Genomic DNA, 18,616 nt, shown 5'->3' on the forward strand with positions numbered 1-18,616 from the left:
CCGTCAGCCGGCACCGCGCGTCGCGGTGATCCGGCCGTCACCAAGTGTACCGGGGTAAGGGGCGTACGCCGACTCGCTCGTGACATCGTGCGAATCGGCCGGAATCTCCCCAATTTCCAGCTTAACGCCGGCGCGGCCGTCCGGTTTCACCGGCTCGCCGGTTCGGGGGCGGGAACGCTCCCGCCCCCGAACGTGACGTTCACCGCAGGTGGATCGTGCGCAGCCGGCCGACCTCGGCCATCCGGCGCTCGGCGAGCCGGTCCGCCGCCGCCGCCGGCGGCACACCCTCCTGGTCGGCGAGCCGCAGGATCTCCCGGGTGGTGTCGTAGATCTTCGTGGCGCGCAGCTTCGCCCGCTCGAAGTTGAAGCCCTGGACCTCGTCGGCGACCTGGATCACACCGCCGGCGTTCACCACGTAGTCGGGGGCGTAGAGGATGCCCCGGTCGGCGAGGACCTTCTCGATGCCCGGGTGGGCGAGCTGGTTGTTGGCCGCCCCGGCGATCACCTTCGCGCGCAGCACCGGCACGGTGTCGTCGTCGAGGGCGCCGCCCAGCGCGCACGGGGAGTACACGTCGATGTCGGAGGCGACCAGGGCGGCGGTGTCGTCGACGAGCTCGACCTGCGGGTAGGTGGCGCGCGTCCAGGCCAGGGCCTTCGCGCTGACGTCGGTGGCCACCACCTCGGCCCCGTCCTCGATGAGGTGACCGGTGAGGTGCTTGCCGACCTTGCCCAGGCCGGCGATGCCGACGCGGCGGCCCTTCAGGGTCGGCGTGCCCCACACCTGCTCGGCGGCGGCCCGCATGCCCTGGAAGACGCCCCAGGCGGTGAGGACCGAGGAGTCGCCCGCGCCACCGTGCTCCACGCTGCGGCCGGTGACGAACCGGCTCTCCCGGGCGACCACGTCCATGTCCGCGACGTACGTCCCGACGTCACAGGCGGTGTAGTAGCGACCGTTCAGCGACTCGACGAAGCGGCCGTACGCGCGCAGCAGGGGCTCGCTCTTGATCTGCTCCGGGTCGCCCCAGATGACCGCCTTGCCGCCGCCGTGGTCGAGCCCGGCCAGGGCGTTCTTGTACGCCATACCGCGGGACAGGTCGAGGACGTCGGCCAGCGCCGCCTCCTCGCTGGCGTACGGGTAGAAGCGGGTCCCCCCGAGGGCGGGGCCCAGCGCGGTGGAGTAGATCCCGATGATCGCCTTGAGGCCGGTCTGCTTGTCCTGGCAGAACACGACCTGCTCGTGGCCGGTGGACGAAGGGTCGTCGGTACTGGCGAACACACCCATGGCTGACTCCTGTGTCGGTGTCCGTCCTTGTGGGACGCGGACCTGGTGGCGCACCGGACGGGGATGTTGCCGGTGCTGCCGGTGCTGCCGAGCCTAGTATCGGCCGATACCGTACTGTCGCCGGCCGGCCTGAGCGCAAGGGCTATCCGGAGTGCCTGAGCAGGGTCGCCACATGCCTGTTCCCCGGACGCTGTGGGCGTTCGGGTTCTGTCTCGTGGGAGGATCGCGGCGTGCCGTCGCTCTTCGCTTCGTACCTTCGCGTGTACGAGCCGCTGACCGCCTTCGACCGGGACCGCCAGGCGTTCTGGCGGCGCTACGCCCAGGAGGGCCGTGCCGTCACCCCGTCGGATGGGCCGGTACGGCAGCGTACAGCCGTCATCGAGGCGCTCGGCGCGGGCTGGACCCGGCTGCCCGACCTGCCGGACGAGGCGTACGTCCTGGAGACCGACGACACCCTACTGATCTGTCCGTGGAACCTGCGGGTCCGGGTGGCCGAGGCGGCGCTGAGCGCCCGGGACGGGGTGCCGTCGGTGCTGGCGGACGCGTTCGTGCCCCCGATCCTGGCCGGGCAGGCCAAGGCGGTCGTGGAGGACTGGCGCAGCGGGGCCCGGGTGCTGGAGCACGGCGTCCCCCGGGTGCACGAGCAGATCGCCACCTGGGGCGTGCCGTTGCGCTGGTTCGTGTTGTTCGAGCCGGCCGAGCGGCACTTCGTCACCGACCCGGGCCGGCGGGCGCTGTCCTATCGGACGGAGATCTCCCGGGCCCGTCGCCGGTCCTCGCGGGCGCTGTCGGTGCTGCGCAAGACCGTCGGTGAGGCGCCGATCACCGAGGCGGTCGAGGAGGCCGCCCGATGGCTGGAGGAGTTCCACCCGCGCTCGGTGGTGGAGCTGGACTACGGCGGCCTGGTCCAGTTGCTCTCGGACGAGACGCTGGAGGCGGACGACTCGCCGGCGCTCGTGGCGCGGGGCCTGGCCGGCCTCTCCAACGGCGAGGCCGAGGCGGCCTCGGCGGCGTACGACAAGCTCGTGGCGCGCTGGCGGGCGGTCCAGCTGTTGGAGCGTTGCAACTAGCCCTGAGCTGGGTAGAGGAGTTCTCAATGGGCCCCAAACCACCCATGGGAAGGCTCCCAAACCGAGAAGTGCTCGTAGTTTACGCATCACGAACCGTGATCATGAGTCCGAATAAGATACGGTCTGGCGTGTATTAGTCGTATAAATCGGGCATGGTTCATCCGTCCGTCTAGGGACCTTCGGCCGTTCGGCCCATGTCGGACATCGGGGACTAGCCGGACCATGGGAGACGCGTCGGCCGGCGGGACCCCGGCCGATGTCTATACCTGTGGAGGAGTGACCGATATGGCATCGCGAACGCACGAACCAGAGCCGCTGCTCACACCGGCCGAGGTGGCGTCGATGTTCCGTGTCGACCCGAAGACGGTGACCCGGTGGGCCAAGGCCGGCAAGCTCAGCGCCATCCGTACGCTGGGGGGCCACCGTCGTTACCGTGAGTCGGAGGTTCGGGCGCTGCTGCAGGGGCAGATCCCGCAGCAGCGCCAGGGAGACTGACCGACGAGGGAAGCTCCGAAACGTACCAGGTCAGGGGCGGCAGAGCGGATCGCGGAAGCGATCGCTCCGCCGCCCCTGACGCGTCTGCGCCGGCGGGCCGCCCGGACGGCCCCGCGGCTCACTCGGCGAGGGTGACCCGGAGCCCCACGGTGCCGCGCTCGCCCCGCCGCAGCCGGCTCGCCAGCAGGCTGAGCCGGCCGAGCATCCGGTACTTCTGCTTCATCAGCTCCCGCACCCGCCGGGTGCCGGCCACGTCGCAGATCGTCGCGTGCCCGGCCACCTCCTCGCCGTGCGGCCGGCCCCGGACGTCGCACGGGGCCACCGTCACCTTGCCGCTGCGCCGGATCCGCTTGACCTTGCCCGAGTCCGCGGCCGTCCAGACGGCCAGCGCGTCGCCGTCCCGGACCGCCCAGACCGGCGTCGGCACGGCGCGCCCGTCGCGACGGTAGGTGGTGAGCAGCAGGTACTTCTCGGCGGCCAGGCGGTCCAACGTGCTCATTCGGCCAGGATACGGCCGAGCGGCCGGCGGGTCCGCGTGTCGGCCGGCGTCCCGGGTGTTGACAGGGGCCCCTGCCATACACGAGAAGCGTTGAGAAGGGCCCCTTCCAACTCAGACCTGGACGGTCGGGGGGAGCTGCTCCGGCGGGAGGCCGCCATCGCCGTCGACCACCTCGTCGGGGGTGCCGTCCTCGTCGAGGTCGACCATGGTGACGTCCACCTTGCCGTCGTGGTCGGTGTCGAACTGGAACAGGTCGGCCCTGCCGTCGCCGTCCGTGTCGACCACCCAGACGTCGGTCCGGCCGTCGTTGTTGGTGTCCGCGCGGAGCAGGTCGATCCGCTCGTCGCCGCGGGTCTCCACGGTCTCCGCGTTGTCCACGTTCCGCGGTGCCTGGCTCATCTCTCGGTCCTTCCCTCGGTTGTCGGCCGTCCTACCCGCCTCGGCGTGCCCCCACGCATGCCGCCGCCGGCCGTGCTGCATAGGGTCGCACCCATGAGCCAGCGGAGTGGGCGGCCCGGCGCGGCGGAGACCCCGCACGCCGTACGCAGCGAGGGGACGTCATGAGCGGTCGTTTTGTCGTCGTCGGGGCCGGCACGATGGGTCTCGGCATCGCCTACGTGGCTGCCGGCGCGGGGTACCGCGTCGAACTGGTCGAGGTGGACCCCGGCCGGGCCACCGCCGCCGCCGAACGCCTCGGCGAGCTGTGGCAGCGGGCGGTGCAGCGGGGGAAGCTCACCGCCGGCGAGGCGGCGGCGAACCAGGACCGACTGACGCTGCGGGCCGCCCTCGCCGAGGTCGCGCCGGAGCCGGAGGTGGTCGTGGAGGCCGTCCCCGAGCGACTGGACCTCAAGCGCGCCGTGCTGCGCGACGCCGCCGCCCTGCGCCCCGCATTGCTGGGCAGCAACACCTCCAGCATTCCGATCACGGAGCTGGCCGCGGGACTGGACCGGCCGGAGCGATTCCTCGGGCTGCACTTCTTCAACCCCGTCTGGGCCATGGCGCTGCTGGAGGTCGTGGTCGGCCCGGCCACCACCCAGGAGACCACCGCGGCGGCCGTCGCGCTGGCCGGCCGGCTCGGCAAGGACCCCGTCGTCGTACGCGACATGCCCGGCTTCGCCACCTCCCGGCTCGGGGTCACCCTCGGCCTGGAGGCGATCCGGATGGTCGCCGACGGGGTGGCCAGCCCGGCCGACATCGACAAGGCGATGGTGCTGGGCTACCGGCACCCGGTAGGCCCGCTGGAGCTGACCGACCTGGTCGGCCTGGACGTCCGGCTCGACATCGCCCGCACGCTCCAGGCCGCGTACGGGGACCGGTTCGCGCCGCCGCCGCTGCTGGCGGAGATGGTCGCGGCGGGGAAGCTGGGCAAGAAGTCCGGGCAGGGCTTCTACCGCTGGGAAGGCGGTGTCCGGCAGTGAGCGGCCTGCGGGTGGAGGAGCACCCGGACCGGCTGGTGGTGACGCTGGACCGGCCGGAGAAGCGCAACGCGATCGACGCCGACCTCATCGGCGAGCTGCACGCGGTCTGCGCCGAGCTGGAGGCCCGGCCCCGGCTGCTGCTGCTCACCGGGGGCGCGGAGGGCATCTTCGCAGGCGGGGCGGACATCGGGCAGCTCCGCGAGCGGGGCCGGCTGGACGCCCTCGCCGCGATCAACTCCGCCGCGTTCGCCCGCATCCGGGCGCTGCCGATGCCGACCGTCGCGGCCGTGGACGGGCCTGCGCTGGGCGGGGGCGCCGAGCTGGCGTACGCGTGCGACCTGCGGGTGTGCACGGCCCGCGCGGCCTTCGGTCAGCCCGAGGTGCGGCTGGGCATCCTGGCCGGGGCGGGGGCGACCCACCGGCTGCCGGCGCTGATCGGCGAGGCCCGCGCCAAGGAGCTGCTGTTCACGGGCCGCCGGGTGGACGCCGAGGAGGCGCTGCGGATCGGGCTGGTCAACCGGGTGGTCGCCGAGCCCGCAGAGCTGCTGCCCGCGGCGCACGGGCTGCTGGACGAGATGGCGAAGGCGTCCGCCCTCGCACTGCGGCTCACCAAGCTGGCCGTGGACGCGCCGCCGGCCGCGCATCCGCAGCTCGACCTCGTCAGCCAGGCGGTGCTGTTCGAGGACGAGGAGAAGCGGCGGCGGATGACGGAGTTCCTGGAGCGCCGCCGCCCCCGCTGACAGCGGCGCCGGGCCGTAGACGCGCGACGGCCGCCCTGGATGCTCGGGGGCGGCCGTTCGTCGTCGGTGCCGGAAGTCGTCGGTGCCGGAAGTCGTCGTGCCGGAGATCGTCAGTGCCGGAACTGCACGCCCGAGTCGGCGAGCGCCCGGATCACCTGCGCGGACTCGCCGAAGCCGATGACCAGCACCGCGTCCGCGCCGTACGCCTTGATCTCGCGCGCGCCGGCGGAGAAGTCCAGCGGCGGGGCCTTCGCGTCGGCCGGCGGCTCGTACGTCAGCAGCTTCACCCGGTCGGCGCCCATGCCGGCCCGCTCCAGCTCGGCGCGGACGGTTTCCTGGAGGCCCTCGCCGTAGGAGTCCTTCCGGGCCACGAGCACGATCTTGTGCGGCCCGTCGCGCAGGATCACGTCCGCCAGCGCCCGGCCCTGCAGGCTGTCCGGCGGCGTGGTACGGAAGTAGAGGCCCTTGTCGTCGATCGAGGTCAGCCCGGCGTCGGTGTTGGAGGGTGAGAACAGCACCCGGCCGGCGGCCACCACGTCCGGCAGCACCGCCCGGGAGATGCCCGAGGCACCGGCGCCGATGATGACGTGCACGCCCTCCTTGATGTGCGAGGCCACCGTGGCCTTCGCGACGTCCGGGTTGGTGCCGTCGTCGCCGTCCTTCCAGACCACCGAGTCGCCGAGCACACCCCCGACGGCGTTGATCTCCTTGACCGCCAGGGCGGCCCCGGCCGCCAGCGGCGGGTACGCCAGGGCCAGGTCACCGCTGCGCGGCAGCAGGCCACCAAGGACCAGCGGCGCGTCGGGGGCCTTGCTGTCGCCGCGCTGCCGGTGCGCCCGGGGCGGCTTCTTCGTGCTCGCGGCGGACTCGTCGCCGGCGCCGACGAACTCGGTCTTGCCCTCGTCGAGCTTCTGGAACCCGAAGGTCAGCGTGGCGTAGCTGGCCGTGGCCGGCTCGCCGGCGTCGGTGAACCCGGCCCGGTTGAGCGACATGCCCCGGTACTCGATGTCCTGGCCGTCGCGGGCGAGCTTCAGGCAGGCCGCCACCTCCTCGCAGCGCTGGCCACCGTTGGTCACCCCGACGATCTGCTTGGCGATCGCGGTCGGCTCGGTGGTGCCCGCCAGCTGCGCGGCCAACGCGCTGATCAGCACCGCATCGTACGACTCCGCCGCGTAGACGAAGTCGTTCAGCTTCGGGTCGACGGCCCGCAGCCGGTTCTTGAAGGCGTCCGGCAACGGCGTGAGCGGAGTGGTGCCCTTCATGCCGTCGATCAGGTCGGCGCGCTCCTTCATCCCTTCGGCGTACGAGTTCTGCATGTTGCCGTCGGTGCCGTAGAGGCGGACCTGTGTCGTGGTGGCCCCCTCCTCCGGCTTGCCGGTGCCGCAGCCGGCACCGGCCAGGAGCAACGCCCCGCACGCCACCAGCGCGGCGGCGGCGCGTGGACCGGGTGATACGAGCATGGTCGTCCTTCCTCGGGCGAAGGTCCGCTGCGCACATTAGCGTGCCGGACCCGCCGGTGGGGTCGTGGAGGCCGGGTGAATCGCCTGCTCGGCCCGTGTCGATCGCGGCGGCCACGAGGAAACTGTCGGCTGGTCACCACTTGACCACTCGTCGTACTCTTCGCCAGGTGACGGACGTACCGCAGCAGACGCTGGACGACGCGGCCGCCGTGCTCCACTCGGCACTGTCCGGGGACGGCGAGGCGGTGGTGGGCACCTTCGACGCGGTCGTCGACCGGTCCGGCCTCGCCGGGGCGTACGGGGTGGCCTGGTGCCTGGCGGCCACGATGGTCGGGAACGTCCCCCGACCGGGTGGCGCCGCGCTGGACTTCCCGGGCATCGACGAGGCCGGGTACGACACCCGCTGGGTGGCCCGGTTCGTCAGCGCGTACGCGAACGCCGACGCCGACACCGGGGAGGCCCTGTTCGGGGCGGCGGTCGCCGACGGGCTGCTGCCCGACTGCCTGCTCACGCTCGCCGGTTCGACGGTGGCCACCCTGCGCAGCCGGGCCGGCTGACGCCCGACGTCGGGCCGGCGCCGCCCCTTCCGCCCCGTGTGATAGCTGTGGTGGCATGTCGGAGGCCATGCTCGCCAAGGTGCGCAAGCTGCTGGCGAAGGCCGAGGACCCGGCCTGCACGCCGCAGGAGTCCGCCGCCTTCACGGCCAAGGCCACGGAGCTGATCGCCCGCTACGGCGTGGACCGGGCGCTGCTGGCGGCCCGTGACCCGGCCACCGACCCGGTCGGCGACCGGGTGATCGAGGTCGTCGCCCCGTACGCCCGCGACAAGGCCGGGCTGCTCGCGGCCGTCGCCGACCCGCTTCGCTGCCGCTGCGTGCGCCGGCACCACGGCGGCGGCTTCGCGATGCACCTGTTCGGCTTCGCCAGCGACCTGGAGCGCGTCGACGTGCTCTTCACCTCGCTGCTGGTACAGGCCGCGCACGGGCTGGCCGCGACGGCCGTTCCGGCGGGCGAGCACCCGGCCGCGTTCCGACGGTCCTGGCTCGCCGGTTTCGCCCAGGCGGTCGGGGTGCGGCTGCGCGACGCCGAGGCCGGCGCGGTCACGGAAGCCGGAGCCCCCTCGGTCGCGCTGGTGCTGGCCGACCGGTCGGACCGGGTCCAGCGCCGGGTCGCCGAGGTCTACCCACGGCTGCGCACCGCTGCGGCGCGCCGGCTCGCCGGCACCGGGTACGGCTCCGGCGCCGCCGCCGGGCGCAGGGCGGAGCTGGGCGGGCGGGGAGCCGTCGGCGACATCCGGCCGGGCCGGGGGATCGGCCGCTGAGCCCGCGCCCCGGACCGCCGCCGCCGGTGGTCGGCGTCCGTCAGGACAGCGGCGGGTGGTTGCGGGCCACGGAGACGACGAACCGGGACAGCAGCTCGTGCCAGCCCGCGGTGAGCGCCTGCCGGTATCCCTCGGCCGCCTCGCCGTGCCGGTCGAAGTGCCGGTGCTCGACCTCCACCCGGACCTGATCCGCGTCGGGCAGGAACAGCACCTCCACCTCGCTCGCCTGCGCCGGGTCGGGGACCGGTACCCGGTCGGGGCCGATCTGCCAGGTGAACACGAGCCGGCGGGGCGGGTCCCAGGTGAGCACACGGCCCCAGTCGCTCCGGAAGCCGTACGGGCCGATCTCGTAGAGCATGCCGCCGGCGCGGGGCTCGATCCCCAGCTCGGCCAGCGCCGCGGGCCCGGACCAGGTGTACTCGGCGACCCACCAGTCGGTCAGCGCGCCGGCGAAGACCGCGAAGGCGTGCTCGGCTGAGGCGGAGACGAGGAGGGTGCTGCGGAGCGAGAACCGCGCGACGTCCTGCCGGATTTCTGTCGGGCCGGCCATCTCCTGTCCCATAGGGCCGGACCATACCGGCTCCGGAGCGGGGACGCAGCAGCACAAATGGCCGCTTCTGAGCGCTCGCACGCCCGCATGCCGGACGGTGGCGTTTGTCCTCCGGACGCCCTGGCGGTCGCGACACCAGGTGTGGCCTGCGTGGCTGCGCATCCAGGGACGCGGCCTTCGGCGGCGAGGGCGGATGCCCGCCGCGCCAGCGGGTAGGCGCCCCGACCCGGCCCGACCACGACCGGGGCCGACAGGGGGTGGCGGCAATGGGTGGGTACGCGACGGAGCGGGACCAGGGCGCCCGCCTCCGCCCCGAGCCGGCTCAGGCGCCGCGTGGGGCGTACATGATGATCGCGACGCCGGCGAGGCAGACGGCGGCGCCGATGACGTCGTAGCGGTCGGGGCGGAACTTGTCGACGACCATCGCCCAGACGAGGGAGCCGGCGACGAAGACGCCGCCGTAGGCGGCCAGGATGCGGCCGAAGTTCGGGTCGGGTTGGAACGTCGCGACGAAGCCGTAGCACCCGAGTGCGATGACCCCGGCCGCGATCCACAGCAGCCCCCGGTTCTCCCGCCAGCCCTGCCAGACCAGCCAGGCGCCGCCGATCTCGGCGAGTGCGGCGAGCAGGAACAGCAGGATCGAGCGGGCGACCGTCATGCCTGCGACCGTAGCGGCAGGTCCCGGCGGTCGTGTCGGTCGGCCTGCCCGCAGGAGCAGTGGCGTTTCCGCTGACGGGGATCTCTGTAGCCCGACGAGAGGCATTGTGGCCAGGGGCGGGGTCGAACCGCCGACCTTCCGATTTTCAGTCGGACGCTCAGAGCCTCAGCTTCCGACTACGCAATCGCCGTGCCCGGCGCGCCCGCTGGGCGCGCCGGGCTTCCACGGCCGTCAACGGTGTGAAAACTTGACCTTGCGCGTGGGGATCTCGCCGTAGGTCCGGAACACGTTGTGCTCGCCCGTCTTGATCATCTTCCAGCCAATCCAGAACGTCGCGCCGTCGCTGGTCCGGTAGGCATACACGTGGACAGGCTCAGTGCTGCCGCTGCGAAATGCCATGCTCCAACATTTGCCCGGCGCTACCAGGTAACTGGAAAACCCGCCACGAGAGGGGAACTGCAGGTACGACCAGTAGCTTGCCTTGTTGCAGAGTCCGGTCCGGTTGGTGCTCGCTGCCCCTGCCGTAGTCGAGGTTGCGGCCAACCCTGCCAGGACCAGGGCGCCGATCAGGACCGGTCGCCACGCCTTGCGCATGCGTGTCAATGCTGTCATCTGGGCTCCTGGGATGTCGTAGTGGGAGCTTGTAGTGGGACGTCGTGGCTCGGTTGCGCCTGGCACGCGCGCAACACGCTTGTCGATGGAGACACGGATGCATCCGGTGGTGGGGTTCACGGAGCTCTGTATCGCCGGTCTCCGCGCTGTCGTCCTGTCGGAGCGGGCTCGTCTTCTGCGAGGGGCAAGCCGCGGTGACCTGTGCGGGCGGTTTGGTCGCGGCGTCGCCGTCCAGCTCGCGCCACTGGCAGCAGAGGGATGCGGCCGGGGCGTCAACAGCAAGATCCCCACCGGCGTTTCCGCTGGTGGGGATCTCTGTAGCCCGGCGAAAGGCTATGTGGCCAGGGGCGGGGTCGAACCGCCGACCTTCCGATTTTCAGTCGGACGCTCGTACCAACTGAGCTACCTGGCCGTGCTGCTCGGCTCATGGTACCCGGATGGCGAGCTCGCCGCCCGGAAGGGCACCTGCACCGATACGCAGAACGCCGCGCAACGTACGCGCGGCGTCAGCGCTTGCGGTCCTGACGGGACTTGAACCCGCGACCTCCGCCTTGACAGGGCGGCGAGCACTCCAACTGCTCCACAGGACCTAGCTGGTGTTACCGGTGTTGCTCCGGCTTGCGCCGGTCGTGCCCCCAACGGGATTCGAACCCGTGCTACCGCCTTGAAAGGGCGGCGTCCTGGGCCGCTAGACGATGAGGGCGGCCCCGCCATCATTGCACACTCACAAATCTGGCGGACTTGCTCCCATCCGGCCCTGCCGGAGGCTTGGAAAGCATACGTGACGGCCGGCCCCGGCACCAAATCGGTATGGCCCGGGGCGCAGCCACGCGGGAAACGGCAGGTCAGGGCCGGTTCAGCGGAGCCGGGCGAGCCCGTAGCGCCGCTTCAGCTCCCCGATCAGGTGGGCGCAGGCGGCGACCGTGGCGGCCCGATCTCCGCCGCCGTCGTGCAGCAGGACGATCGAACCGGGCCGGGTCGCCTTGATCACCCGCTGCCGGATCGTCGGGGCGGTGGGCTTGGCCCAGTCCTGGGGGTCGACGGCCCAGTGCAGCGAACGCATCCCGAGCTGCCGGGCCACCGCCACCACCTCAGGGGTCCACCGCCCGCCCGGCTGCCGGTAGAACGGCACCTTGGCGCCCGGCGCGGCGGCCTGGATGGCCCGGTTGGTCCGTACCAGGTCGGCCTTGATGTCCGCGACCGGCCGGCGGCCGAGGTTGAGGTCGTGGTGCCAGCTGTGGTTGCAGAGCTGGTGGCCCTCACGGACGATCCGGGCGATGAGCTGAGGGTGGCGCCGGGCCTGGGTGCCGATCACGCAGAAGGTGGCCTGCACCTTGGCCGCGCGCAGCTGGTCGAGGATCTTCGGCGTCCAGGCCGGGTCCGGCCCGTCGTCGAAGGTCAGCGCGACGGCGCGGGTGCCGGTGGTCCGCCGCAGCCCGGCCGGGAGCTTGGTGGGACGTGGCCGCAGCGGGGGCGGGGTGGTGGCCCGGGTCGGTGTCGGCTTCGGCGAGGTGGTCGGTTTCGCAGTCGCCTCGGGCTCCGGCGTCGCCGACCCGGTCGGGGCGGCGGCCTCCGGGCGCGGGGCGGTCGGCTCGGCGCAGCCGCCGAGGAAGAGGACCAGGCTGAGGCCGAACGCCAGGACGGCGCGTGCGCTCATCGTCGCTCCGAGGGGTAGAGGTCCGTGGGCGACTCGACGCTAGTGCACGTTTCGTGAAATGGGCAGACCCGTCAAACCCCTGCCGGTCGGTCCAGCGAGTCGCGTACGGCCAGGGCCAGCGCCCGCGCCTCGGCGAGGTCGGCCGGCCGGACCACGCCGGCCGGTAGCGCGTCCGCCTGCCAGCCCGGCCCGGCGGCCAGTGCCAGCAGCGGCCGGTGGGGGCCGGCGAGCAGCGCGGTGAGCTGGGCCGGGTCGGCCGTGTCCCGGGTGTGCGACCAGAGCACCACCGCGGCCGGGCCGGTGCGGTTCACCGCCTCGACCAGCGCCGGCGCCGGCACCCGGGCACCGAGCATCCGGTACGCGACGCCGGCCTCGGCCAGCGCGGCGGCCAGCGCCTCCAGCGGCAGGGTGTGTTGCTCCTCGTCGGCGCAGGAGAGCAGGATCCGGGCGGGCCCGGTGGCCGTCCCGGCCCGGCCGACGGTGGCGAACGCCTCCGAGACGCACCGGGACACCAGGTGCTCCACCTCGATCAGGCCGGCGGTGGCGGCGTGCCGGTCGCCGATGCCGGCGAGCACCGGCCGCAGCAGCCGGTCCCAGGTGGCGACGACCCCCTCGGCCGCCAGGTGACGCGCGATCGCCTCCCCGATCGCGGCCGAGTCCAGCCGTACGGCGGCCCGGGCCAGCCCGCGGGCCGCCGGGCCGGCCCGGCCCACCGGCACGCCCCGGCCACCGCCGGCCCGGCCGCCAACCGGCACCGCCACGGGCGGGGGTGGCACGCTCGGGGCCGGGGGTGGCGCGATCGGGGCGGGCGGCGCGTGGCGGGCCGGGAGCGGCGCGTGGCGGGCCCAGCGGGCCGCCTCGGCGGGAGTGACGCCCTCCGCGGTGAGCCTGCGCATGACCTCCAGGCGCGCGACGTCGGCCGGCGTGTACCGCCGGTGCTGCCCCGGTAGGTGCTGGCTGGGCCCGAGCCCGTAGCGCTGGTGCCAGGTGCGCAGCGTGGTGACCGCGACGCCCAGCCGGCGCGCCGCCGCCCCCGCGCTCAGCGCCTCATCGGCCACCCGGCCGCTCCGACGCGTCGCCCACCGGGGCGTCGGAGCGGGTCGCGCCGGTGCCGGGGGCGTCCGCCGCGGGCGGGGACGGGTGCAGCAGGCGGTCCAGGACCCCGCCCAGCCAGGGCGCGTACGTGTGCGGGTCGGCCGCCAGGTCGGCCGCCAGTTGCACCGGATCGACCCAGCGCAGCTCGGCGACCTCGTCCGGGTCGGGGCGCAGCGCCGTGTCGGCCGGCACGTCCGCCCGCAGCACGTGGTCGTACTCGAACTCGACCCGGCCGGTGGCCGGGTCGTCGGCACGGTAGACGTACACGCCGACGGGGGTGAGGCCGACGGGCCCGGCGCCCAACTCCTCGGCCAGCCGCCGGTTGGCGGCCTCGGCCAGCGACTCGCCGGGACCGGGGTGGCCGCAGCACGAGTTGGCCCAGCGCAACGGGAACCGGGTCTTGACGGCGGCCCGGCGCTGGATCAGCACCCGGCCTGCCGGGTCGACCAGCAGGACGGAGAAGGCGCGGTGCAGCTGGCCGGGTGGCTGGTGGGCGGCGGCCACGGTCGTCTCGCCGTGCGCCCGGCCGGCGTCGTCGACCAGCTCGACGAGGTGCGCCTCGCGCGAGCCGCTCACCGCTCGCCCCCGGTGACGCGGGCGGCGGCCAGCTTGCCGGAGATGAGCACCATCGGCACGCCGACGCCGGGCTGCGTGCCGGAGCCGACGAACACGACGTTGGCCAGGGACCGGTGCAGGTTCGACGGGCGGAACGGGCCGGTCTGGAAAAGGCTGTGCGCGGACGCGAACGGGGTGCCGGCGGCCATTCCCTGCTCGGCCCAGTCCGCCGGCGTGACCGTGTGCCGGACCTCGACGCCGGCGCCGAAGCCGACGTACCCGCGCTCCTCCAGCGTCGCGACGAGCTGGTCGGCGTAGCGGCGGCCCAGGTCGCCGCGCCAGTCGAGCGGGGCGCGGTCGAGGTTCGGTGTCGGGGCGAGTACGTAGTACGTGTGTCGGCCGGCCGGGGCGACCGACGGATCGGTCCGGCTGGGGTTGGTCACCAGTAACGACGGGTCGGTCATCAGTTTCCCCTGGCGGATCACCTCGTCGAACGTGCCCTTCCAGGACCGCCCGAAGTGGATGTTGTGGTGCGCGATCCTCGCATAGCCCTGCCGTGAGCCGACGTGCAGCACGAGGCAGGACGGCGAGTAGGTGAGCCGGCGGCGCCGGGCCGGGGGGAGCAGATCCCGGTAGGCGACGGGCAGGTCGGGGTTCAGCACCACCACGTCGGCCGGGACGAACTCGTCGTCCGCCGTGAGCACTCCGGTCGCCCGGCCGCCGGCGGTCTCGACCCGGGTCACCTCGGTGCCGTACCGGATCCGCACGCCGTGCTTCTCCGCCGCGCCGGCCAGCGCGCGGGAGACCGCGTGGACGCCGCCGCGCGGAAAGTACACCCCGGCCACCGAGTCGAGGTACGCGATGACGGCGTAGATCGCCAGCGCGTCGTGCGGCGCGAGCCCGGCGTACATCGCCTGGAAGGAGAAGATGCGCTGGGTGCGTGGGTCCCGGAAGAACTGGTTGATCTTCGTCTGGAGCCGGCGGAACGCGCCGTTGGCCAGCAGCCGCAGCAGGTTGCCCGTCAGCAGGTCGGTCGGCGCGTCGAGGTTGCGCTCGATGAAGTCGGCCCGCTCCAGCCGCCACAGCTCCCGGGCGTACTCGACGAAGCGCAGGTAGCCGTCGGCCTCCCGGGGCCCGCATACGGCGGCGATCCCGGCCGCCATCCGGGTCGTGTCGGTGACGACGTCCAGCGTGGAGCCGTCCGGGTAGTACGCCCGGTACGCCGGGTCCAGCGGCGTCAGGTCCAGCCAGTCGCCCAGCTCCTCGCCGACCGCGCCGAGCGCCTCGGCGATCAGGTCGGGCATGGTGAGCACGGTGGGCCCGGTGTCGAACTCGTACCCGTCGACGGCGAGTCGCCCGGCCCGGCCGCCCGGCACCGGCTCGCGCTCGACCACCGTCACCTGCCGGCCGGTGCCGGCCAGGTGCAGCGCGCAGGCCAGCCCGCCGAGCCCGGCGCCGACGACGACCACCCGGTCCGTCGGTCCCGTCACGGTCCGCACCTGGCCACCTCCTTCGGAACGCCGCCCACCATGCCCGGCAACCGCCGCGTCGGCCGTGCGGCGAGCGTACCCTAGGGTTATGGGCTGCGTCGATTGATGCGTCGATTCTTGAGGAGTGCCGGTGGAGACCGACCTGGCCGCCGCCTACGACCGCTGCCGCGAGCTGCACCGGCGTCACGGCCGCACCTACTATCTCGCCACCCGCCTGCTCCCCGCCTGGAAACGCCGGCACGTACACGCCCTCTACGGCTTCACCCGGTACGCCGACGAGATCGTCGACCGCATTGAGGACGCGTCGCCGGACGAGCGGGCGGCGAGGCTCGACGGCTGGTCGGCGCGCTTCCTCGCCGGGCTGGACGGCGCGCCCGTCGACGACCCGCTGCTGCCCGCCGTCCTGCACACCATCGCCGTGTTCGACCTGGACCGGGCCGACTTCGCGGCGTTCCTGCGCAGCATGGCGATGGACCTGACGGTCACCTCCTACCGGACGTACGACGACCTGCTCGACTACATGGAGGGCTCGGCCGCCGTCATCGGCACGATGATGCTGCCGATCCTGGGCAGCTCCGACCCGGTCGCCGCCCGCGAACCCGCCCGCCAACTCGGCCTCGCCTTCCAGCTCACCAACTTCGTCCGGGACGTGGCCGAGGACCTGGACCGCGGCCGGACGTACCTGCCGGACGAGGACCTCGCCGCGTTCGGCGTCACCCGCCAGGACCTGCTCGCCGCCGCCGCCGGGCGCCGGAGCACGCCGCGGATCCGGGAACTGATCGCGTACGAGGTGACCCGCGCACAGGCGCACTACGCCGCCGCCGCGCCGGGCATCCCCCTGCTGGCGGCCGGCTCGCAGGCGTGCATGCGGACCGCGTACGCGCTCTACGGCGGCATCCTGGACGAGGTGGCCGCCCAGGGCTACGACGTCTTCGCGCGCCGGGCCCGCGTGCCGGGGCGACGGCGACTGGCCGTGGCGGGACGCGCCCTGCTCGCCCCGCCGGGCACCCCGGTCGCGCTCCCCGGCCCGGGGCGGCGGGAGGGGGGCCTTGTCACCGCGGGGGTCCCGTCCTGACCGTCGCGGGCGGCGGAATCAGAGGCAGGAGTGCAGGGCCTCGACCAGCTCGTCCACCCGGTCGTGGCCGGCCAGCCGCGCGGTGGCGTACGCGAAGGTGTAGCCGCGCGCCGGATCCGCCCAGGCGCTGCTGCCGCCGATCCCGCCCATGCCCCAGCTACCGTCCGGCTCCCACTGCATGCCCAGCGTCCAGCACGCCCGACGGTCCAGCACCACGTCCGGCCCGTCGTACTGGACGCGGGTCGCCTCGCCGACCAACTCGGGGCTGAACAGACGTACCCCGTCCAGCGTGCCGCCGGCGAGCAGGCCGGCGTAGAGGCGGGCCAGCCCGGCGGCCGTGGCGTGCAGGTTGACCGCCGGCACCTCCGCGCCCCGCCACACCGGGCCGTTCAGCACCGCCACGTCGAGGCCGCCGGCCGGGTTGCCCAGCGCCCGCGCCCGCACCGAGCCCGGCTCGCCCAGCGTCCGGGCCGGCCAGCCCGGATCGCCGTACGACAGGTCGGCGCACCGCCGCCGGTCCGCCGGCCCGAGGCCGAAGCCCAGGTCGAGCCGCCACGGCCCGGCGATCTCGTCGGCCAGGAAACGGCCCACCGACCGGCCGTCCACCCGCCGGACCAGCTCGCCCACCAGGTGCCCGTACGTCCAGGCGTGCTCGCCCGCGACGGAACCCGGCTCCCACTCCGGCTCGGCGGCGGCCAGGTCGGCGCAGAGCAGCGCCCAGTCGGCGACCGCGTCGGCCGGGCGGGGCACCGGGAACGCCGGCAGGCCCGCCGTGTGGCTCAGCACCTGGCGCACGGTGGCCGGGGCGCGGAACCCCGGCCAGTGCGCCGCCACCGGGTCGTCCAGGCCGAGCCGGCCCCGGTCGACGAGCGCCAGCAGGCACAGCGCCACCACCGGCTTGCCGACCGAGTACACGTTGACCAGGGTGTCCGGCCGCCAGTCCCGCCCGTCGCCCGGCCGCCCCCGGGAAGGGTCGGCGGTAGCCCCGCCCCGGCTGCCGCCGACGAGGTCGACGACCAGCCGCCCGTCGTACCAGACGGCGAGGGAGGCCCCCGTCTCCCGGCCGGCGGCGAACAGGTCGTGGAAGCAGTCCCGGACCGGGGCGAAGCGTGCGCGCATCCGGCCACCGTAGGGCCTGCCCGCCGGAAACGGGCCCGCCATTTCCGGCCCCGCCAGGGTGGCCGCGACCCGCCCGGTGAGGAATGCTGGCGTGGTGGCGGAGCCGGAAGTGGTGGACGTGGTCGTGGTCGGGCTCGGCGTCGGCGGCGAGGAGGTGGCCGGGCGGCTCGCCGAGGCCGGCCTGAGCGTCGTCGGGGTCGAGCGGGGCCTGGTCGGCGGGGAGTGCCCGTACTGGGGCTGCGTCCCGAGCAAGATGATGATCCGGGCGGCGAACGCGCTCGCCGAGGCCCGCCGGGTCGACGAGTTCGCCGGCACGGCCCAGGTCCAGCCCGACTGGGCGCCGGTGGCGAAGCGGATCCGCGAGGAGGCCACCGACACCTGGGACGACACGGTCGCGGTACGGCGGTTCACCGACAAGGGCGGCCGGTTCGTCCGGGGCGACGGCCGGCTCGACGGCCCCGGCCGGGTACGCGTCGGCGACCAGGTGTTCCAGGCCCGGCACGGGATCGTGCTGGGCACGGGCACCCGTCCCGTCGTCCCGCCGATCGACGGGCTGGCCGACACGCCGTACTGGACGAACCACCAGGCGATCGAGGTCGAGGATCTGCCAGGCTCGCTGCTGGTCCTCGGCGGCGGCGCGATCGGGCTGGAGCTGGCCCAGGCCTTCGCCCGGTTCGGGGTCGCCGTGACGATCGTCGAGGCGATGGACCGGGTGCTCGCCGTCGAGGAGCCCGAGGCGTCCGAGGTGGCCGCCGCCGCGCTGCGCGCCGACGGGGTGCGCATCGAGACCGGCCTGCGGGCCGAACGGGTCGCCCACGACGGGCGGGCGTTCACGCTGTACGGCACGGGCGGCGTCACGATCGTCGCCGACGAGCTGCTGGTGGCGACCGGCCGGCGGGCCGACCTCGACGAGCTGGGCCTGGAGACGATGGGCCTCGACCCGTCCCGGCGCCACCTCGCCGTGGACGACCGGATGCGCGTCGCCGCGGGGATCTGGGCGGTCGGCGACCTGACCGGCGAGGGCCCGTTCACCCACGTCGCCATGTACCAGGCGGCGATCGTGGTCGCCGACGTGCTTGACCACACCCGGCAGGCGCAGCCGGGACCGGAGGCGGGCACCACCCTGAGTGGGACGGCGGGCCCGGCCGGCGTGCCCCGCGCCGACTACCGGGCGCTGCCCCGGGTCACCTTCACCGACCCCGAGGTGGGCGCGGTCGGGCTGACCGAGCGGCAGGCGCGGGAGCGCGGGATCAACGTGCAGGTCGGCCTCAGCCGGCTCGGCTCGTCGGCCCGGGGCTGGATCCACCGCGCCGACGGGCTCATCAAGCTGGTCGCCGACGCCGACCGGGGCGTGCTGGTGGGGGCGACGTCCGTCGGGCCGGCCGGCGGCGAGGTGCTGTCCGCGCTGGTGGTGGCGGTGCACGGGGCCGTCCCGATCGACCAGTTGCGCCACATGATCTACGCGTACCCGACGTTCCACCGCGCGATCGAGGACGCCCTCCGAAACCTGCGGTAGCGCCG

General features: G+C 74.0%; 20 protein-coding genes and 4 tRNA genes. 8 read left to right on the forward strand and 16 right to left on the reverse strand.

The genetic code is table 11. The features are described from left to right. Positions 1-199 precede the first annotated feature (199 nt). Positions 200-1,282 carry a Glu/Leu/Phe/Val dehydrogenase dimerization domain-containing protein gene (locus ABGB16_RS21285; protein ID WP_347669849.1) on the reverse strand — a complete coding sequence of 361 codons (1,083 nt, stop codon included), beginning with the start codon at positions 1,280-1,282 and terminating at the stop codon, positions 200-202. A gap of 230 nt (positions 1,283-1,512) precedes the next feature. Between ABGB16_RS21285 and ABGB16_RS21290 the strand changes: the two genes are divergently transcribed. Next, positions 1,513-2,352: a hypothetical protein gene (locus ABGB16_RS21290; protein WP_347669850.1), complete on the forward strand. Its 840-nt coding sequence runs from the start codon at positions 1,513-1,515 to the stop codon at positions 2,350-2,352. A 285-nt stretch (positions 2,353-2,637) separates the two neighbouring features. Beyond that, the gene (locus ABGB16_RS21295; protein ID WP_007073996.1) at positions 2,638-2,847 is read left to right on the forward strand and encodes a BldC family transcriptional regulator; all 210 of its coding nucleotides are present in this window, start codon (positions 2,638-2,640) and stop codon (positions 2,845-2,847) included. 118 nt (positions 2,848-2,965) lie between these two features. Here ABGB16_RS21295 and ABGB16_RS21300 read toward each other — a convergent pair whose 3' ends face one another. Both ABGB16_RS21300 and ABGB16_RS21305 read right to left on the reverse strand, forming a co-directional pair. After that, positions 2,966-3,346, reverse strand: coding sequence for a PPOX class F420-dependent oxidoreductase (locus ABGB16_RS21300; RefSeq protein WP_347669852.1), 381 nt, complete (start codon positions 3,344-3,346; stop codon positions 2,966-2,968). Positions 3,347-3,457: 111 nt separating this feature from the next. Next, the gene (locus tag ABGB16_RS21305) at positions 3,458-3,745 is read right to left on the reverse strand and encodes a hypothetical protein (protein WP_347669853.1); all 288 of its coding nucleotides are present in this window, start codon (positions 3,743-3,745) and stop codon (positions 3,458-3,460) included. Between the two features lie 161 nt (positions 3,746-3,906). Here ABGB16_RS21305 and ABGB16_RS21310 point away from each other — a divergent pair, with 161 nt between their 5' ends. Beyond that, complete coding sequence (locus tag ABGB16_RS21310; protein WP_347669854.1) at positions 3,907-4,764, forward strand: 3-hydroxyacyl-CoA dehydrogenase family protein; 858 nt, start codon at positions 3,907-3,909, stop codon at positions 4,762-4,764. Then, a complete protein-coding gene (locus tag ABGB16_RS21315) occupies positions 4,761-5,504 on the forward strand; it encodes an enoyl-CoA hydratase/isomerase family protein (protein ID WP_347669855.1) in 744 nt (247 codons plus the stop codon). Before ABGB16_RS21310 ends, ABGB16_RS21315 begins: the two co-directional genes overlap by 4 nt. Positions 5,505-5,614: 110 nt before the next feature. Here ABGB16_RS21315 and ABGB16_RS21320 read toward each other — a convergent pair whose 3' ends face one another. After that, positions 5,615-6,964, reverse strand: coding sequence for an ABC transporter substrate-binding protein (locus ABGB16_RS21320; RefSeq protein ID WP_347669856.1), 1,350 nt, complete (start codon positions 6,962-6,964; stop codon positions 5,615-5,617). A gap of 167 nt (positions 6,965-7,131) precedes the next feature. Between ABGB16_RS21320 and ABGB16_RS21325 the strand changes: the two genes are divergently transcribed. Together ABGB16_RS21325 and ABGB16_RS21330 are read left to right on the forward strand one after the other, a co-directional pair. After that, positions 7,132-7,521, forward strand: a complete 390-nt coding sequence (locus ABGB16_RS21325) for a hypothetical protein (RefSeq protein WP_347669857.1) — start codon at positions 7,132-7,134, stop codon at positions 7,519-7,521. Between the two features lie 55 nt (positions 7,522-7,576). Continuing rightward, entirely contained in the window at positions 7,577-8,284 is a 708-nt protein-coding gene (locus ABGB16_RS21330; RefSeq protein WP_347669858.1) for a DUF2786 domain-containing protein, read from the forward strand. 40 nt (positions 8,285-8,324) lie between these two features. On the opposite strand, the gene ABGB16_RS21335 is transcribed toward ABGB16_RS21330, so the two are convergent. From ABGB16_RS21335 to crtI, 11 genes are all read right to left on the reverse strand, one after another. Continuing rightward, the gene (locus ABGB16_RS21335) at positions 8,325-8,846 is read right to left on the reverse strand and encodes an SRPBCC family protein (protein ID WP_347669859.1); all 522 of its coding nucleotides are present in this window, start codon (positions 8,844-8,846) and stop codon (positions 8,325-8,327) included. 310 nt (positions 8,847-9,156) lie between these two features. Then, complete coding sequence (locus ABGB16_RS21340; protein ID WP_347669860.1) at positions 9,157-9,492, reverse strand: YnfA family protein; 336 nt, start codon at positions 9,490-9,492, stop codon at positions 9,157-9,159. A 107-nt stretch (positions 9,493-9,599) separates the two neighbouring features. Beyond that, positions 9,600-9,681: transfer RNA gene (locus ABGB16_RS21345), tRNA-Phe, on the reverse strand. A 42-nt stretch (positions 9,682-9,723) separates the two neighbouring features. Next, positions 9,724-10,086 (reverse strand): hypothetical protein, encoded by a 363-nt coding sequence (locus ABGB16_RS21350; protein ID WP_347669861.1) that lies wholly within the window; start codon positions 10,084-10,086, stop codon positions 9,724-9,726. A 356-nt stretch (positions 10,087-10,442) separates the two neighbouring features. Then, a tRNA-Phe gene (locus ABGB16_RS21355) sits at positions 10,443-10,516 on the reverse strand. 104 nt (positions 10,517-10,620) lie between these two features. Next, positions 10,621-10,694: transfer RNA gene (locus ABGB16_RS21360), tRNA-Asp, on the reverse strand. 40 nt (positions 10,695-10,734) lie between these two features. Further along, positions 10,735-10,807 (reverse strand) — tRNA-Glu (locus tag ABGB16_RS21365). Positions 10,808-10,960: 153 nt separating this feature from the next. Next, positions 10,961-11,761 (reverse strand): polysaccharide deacetylase family protein, encoded by an 801-nt coding sequence (locus ABGB16_RS21370; protein WP_347669862.1) that lies wholly within the window; start codon positions 11,759-11,761, stop codon positions 10,961-10,963. A gap of 71 nt (positions 11,762-11,832) precedes the next feature. Beyond that, on the reverse strand, positions 11,833-12,819 hold the full coding sequence (locus tag ABGB16_RS21375; RefSeq protein WP_347669863.1) for a MerR family transcriptional regulator: 987 nt from the start codon (positions 12,817-12,819) through the stop codon (positions 11,833-11,835). After that, positions 12,809-13,432, reverse strand: coding sequence for an isopentenyl-diphosphate Delta-isomerase (idi, locus tag ABGB16_RS21380; protein WP_347669864.1), 624 nt, complete (start codon positions 13,430-13,432; stop codon positions 12,809-12,811). Before idi ends, ABGB16_RS21375 begins: the two co-directional genes overlap by 11 nt. After that, positions 13,429-14,910 (reverse strand): phytoene desaturase family protein, encoded by a 1,482-nt coding sequence (gene crtI / locus ABGB16_RS21385; protein WP_347669865.1) that lies wholly within the window; start codon positions 14,908-14,910, stop codon positions 13,429-13,431. The genes idi and crtI overlap by 4 nt, the downstream gene beginning before the upstream one ends. 121 nt (positions 14,911-15,031) lie before the next feature. Between crtI and ABGB16_RS21390 the strand changes: the two genes are divergently transcribed. Next, the gene (locus ABGB16_RS21390) at positions 15,032-15,976 is read left to right on the forward strand and encodes a phytoene/squalene synthase family protein (RefSeq protein ID WP_347669866.1); all 945 of its coding nucleotides are present in this window, start codon (positions 15,032-15,034) and stop codon (positions 15,974-15,976) included. 18 nt (positions 15,977-15,994) lie between these two features. Here the strand turns inward: ABGB16_RS21390 and ABGB16_RS21395 are convergent, their stop codons facing one another. Further along, complete coding sequence (locus tag ABGB16_RS21395; RefSeq protein ID WP_347669867.1) at positions 15,995-17,095, reverse strand: serine hydrolase domain-containing protein; 1,101 nt, start codon at positions 17,093-17,095, stop codon at positions 15,995-15,997. Between the two features lie 94 nt (positions 17,096-17,189). On the opposite strand from ABGB16_RS21395, the gene ABGB16_RS21400 reads away from it, so the two are divergent. After that, a complete protein-coding gene (locus ABGB16_RS21400; protein WP_347669868.1) occupies positions 17,190-18,611 on the forward strand; it encodes an NAD(P)/FAD-dependent oxidoreductase in 1,422 nt (473 codons plus the stop codon). The last annotated feature ends 5 nt before the right edge of the window (positions 18,612-18,616 follow it).

The organism is Micromonospora sp. B11E3 (genome assembly GCF_039871625.1).
GTDB lineage: Bacteria > Actinomycetota > Actinomycetes > Mycobacteriales > Micromonosporaceae > Micromonospora.

Bases quoted from the DNA above. Each gene is read 5' to 3' on its own strand.
- ABGB16_RS21285 (WP_347669849.1), bottom strand. From the start codon at position 1,282: ATGGGTGTGTTCGCCAGTACCGACGACCCTTCGTCCACCGGCCACGAG.
- ABGB16_RS21295 (WP_007073996.1), top strand. From the start codon at position 2,638: ATGGCATCGCGAACGCACGAACCAGAGCCGCTGCTCACACCGGCCGAG.
- ABGB16_RS21300 (WP_347669852.1), bottom strand. From the start codon at position 3,346: ATGAGCACGTTGGACCGCCTGGCCGCCGAGAAGTACCTGCTGCTCACC.
- ABGB16_RS21305 (WP_347669853.1), bottom strand. From the start codon at position 3,745: ATGAGCCAGGCACCGCGGAACGTGGACAACGCGGAGACCGTGGAGACC.
- ABGB16_RS21310 (WP_347669854.1), top strand. From the start codon at position 3,907: ATGAGCGGTCGTTTTGTCGTCGTCGGGGCCGGCACGATGGGTCTCGGC.
- ABGB16_RS21320 (WP_347669856.1), bottom strand. From the start codon at position 6,964: ATGCTCGTATCACCCGGTCCACGCGCCGCCGCCGCGCTGGTGGCGTGC.
- ABGB16_RS21330 (WP_347669858.1), top strand. From the start codon at position 7,577: ATGTCGGAGGCCATGCTCGCCAAGGTGCGCAAGCTGCTGGCGAAGGCC.
- ABGB16_RS21335 (WP_347669859.1), bottom strand. From the start codon at position 8,846: ATGGGACAGGAGATGGCCGGCCCGACAGAAATCCGGCAGGACGTCGCG.
- ABGB16_RS21340 (WP_347669860.1), bottom strand. From the start codon at position 9,492: ATGACGGTCGCCCGCTCGATCCTGCTGTTCCTGCTCGCCGCACTCGCC.
- ABGB16_RS21350 (WP_347669861.1), bottom strand. From the start codon at position 10,086: ATGCGCAAGGCGTGGCGACCGGTCCTGATCGGCGCCCTGGTCCTGGCA.
- ABGB16_RS21370 (WP_347669862.1), bottom strand. From the start codon at position 11,761: ATGAGCGCACGCGCCGTCCTGGCGTTCGGCCTCAGCCTGGTCCTCTTC.
- ABGB16_RS21395 (WP_347669867.1), bottom strand. From the start codon at position 17,095: ATGCGCGCACGCTTCGCCCCGGTCCGGGACTGCTTCCACGACCTGTTC.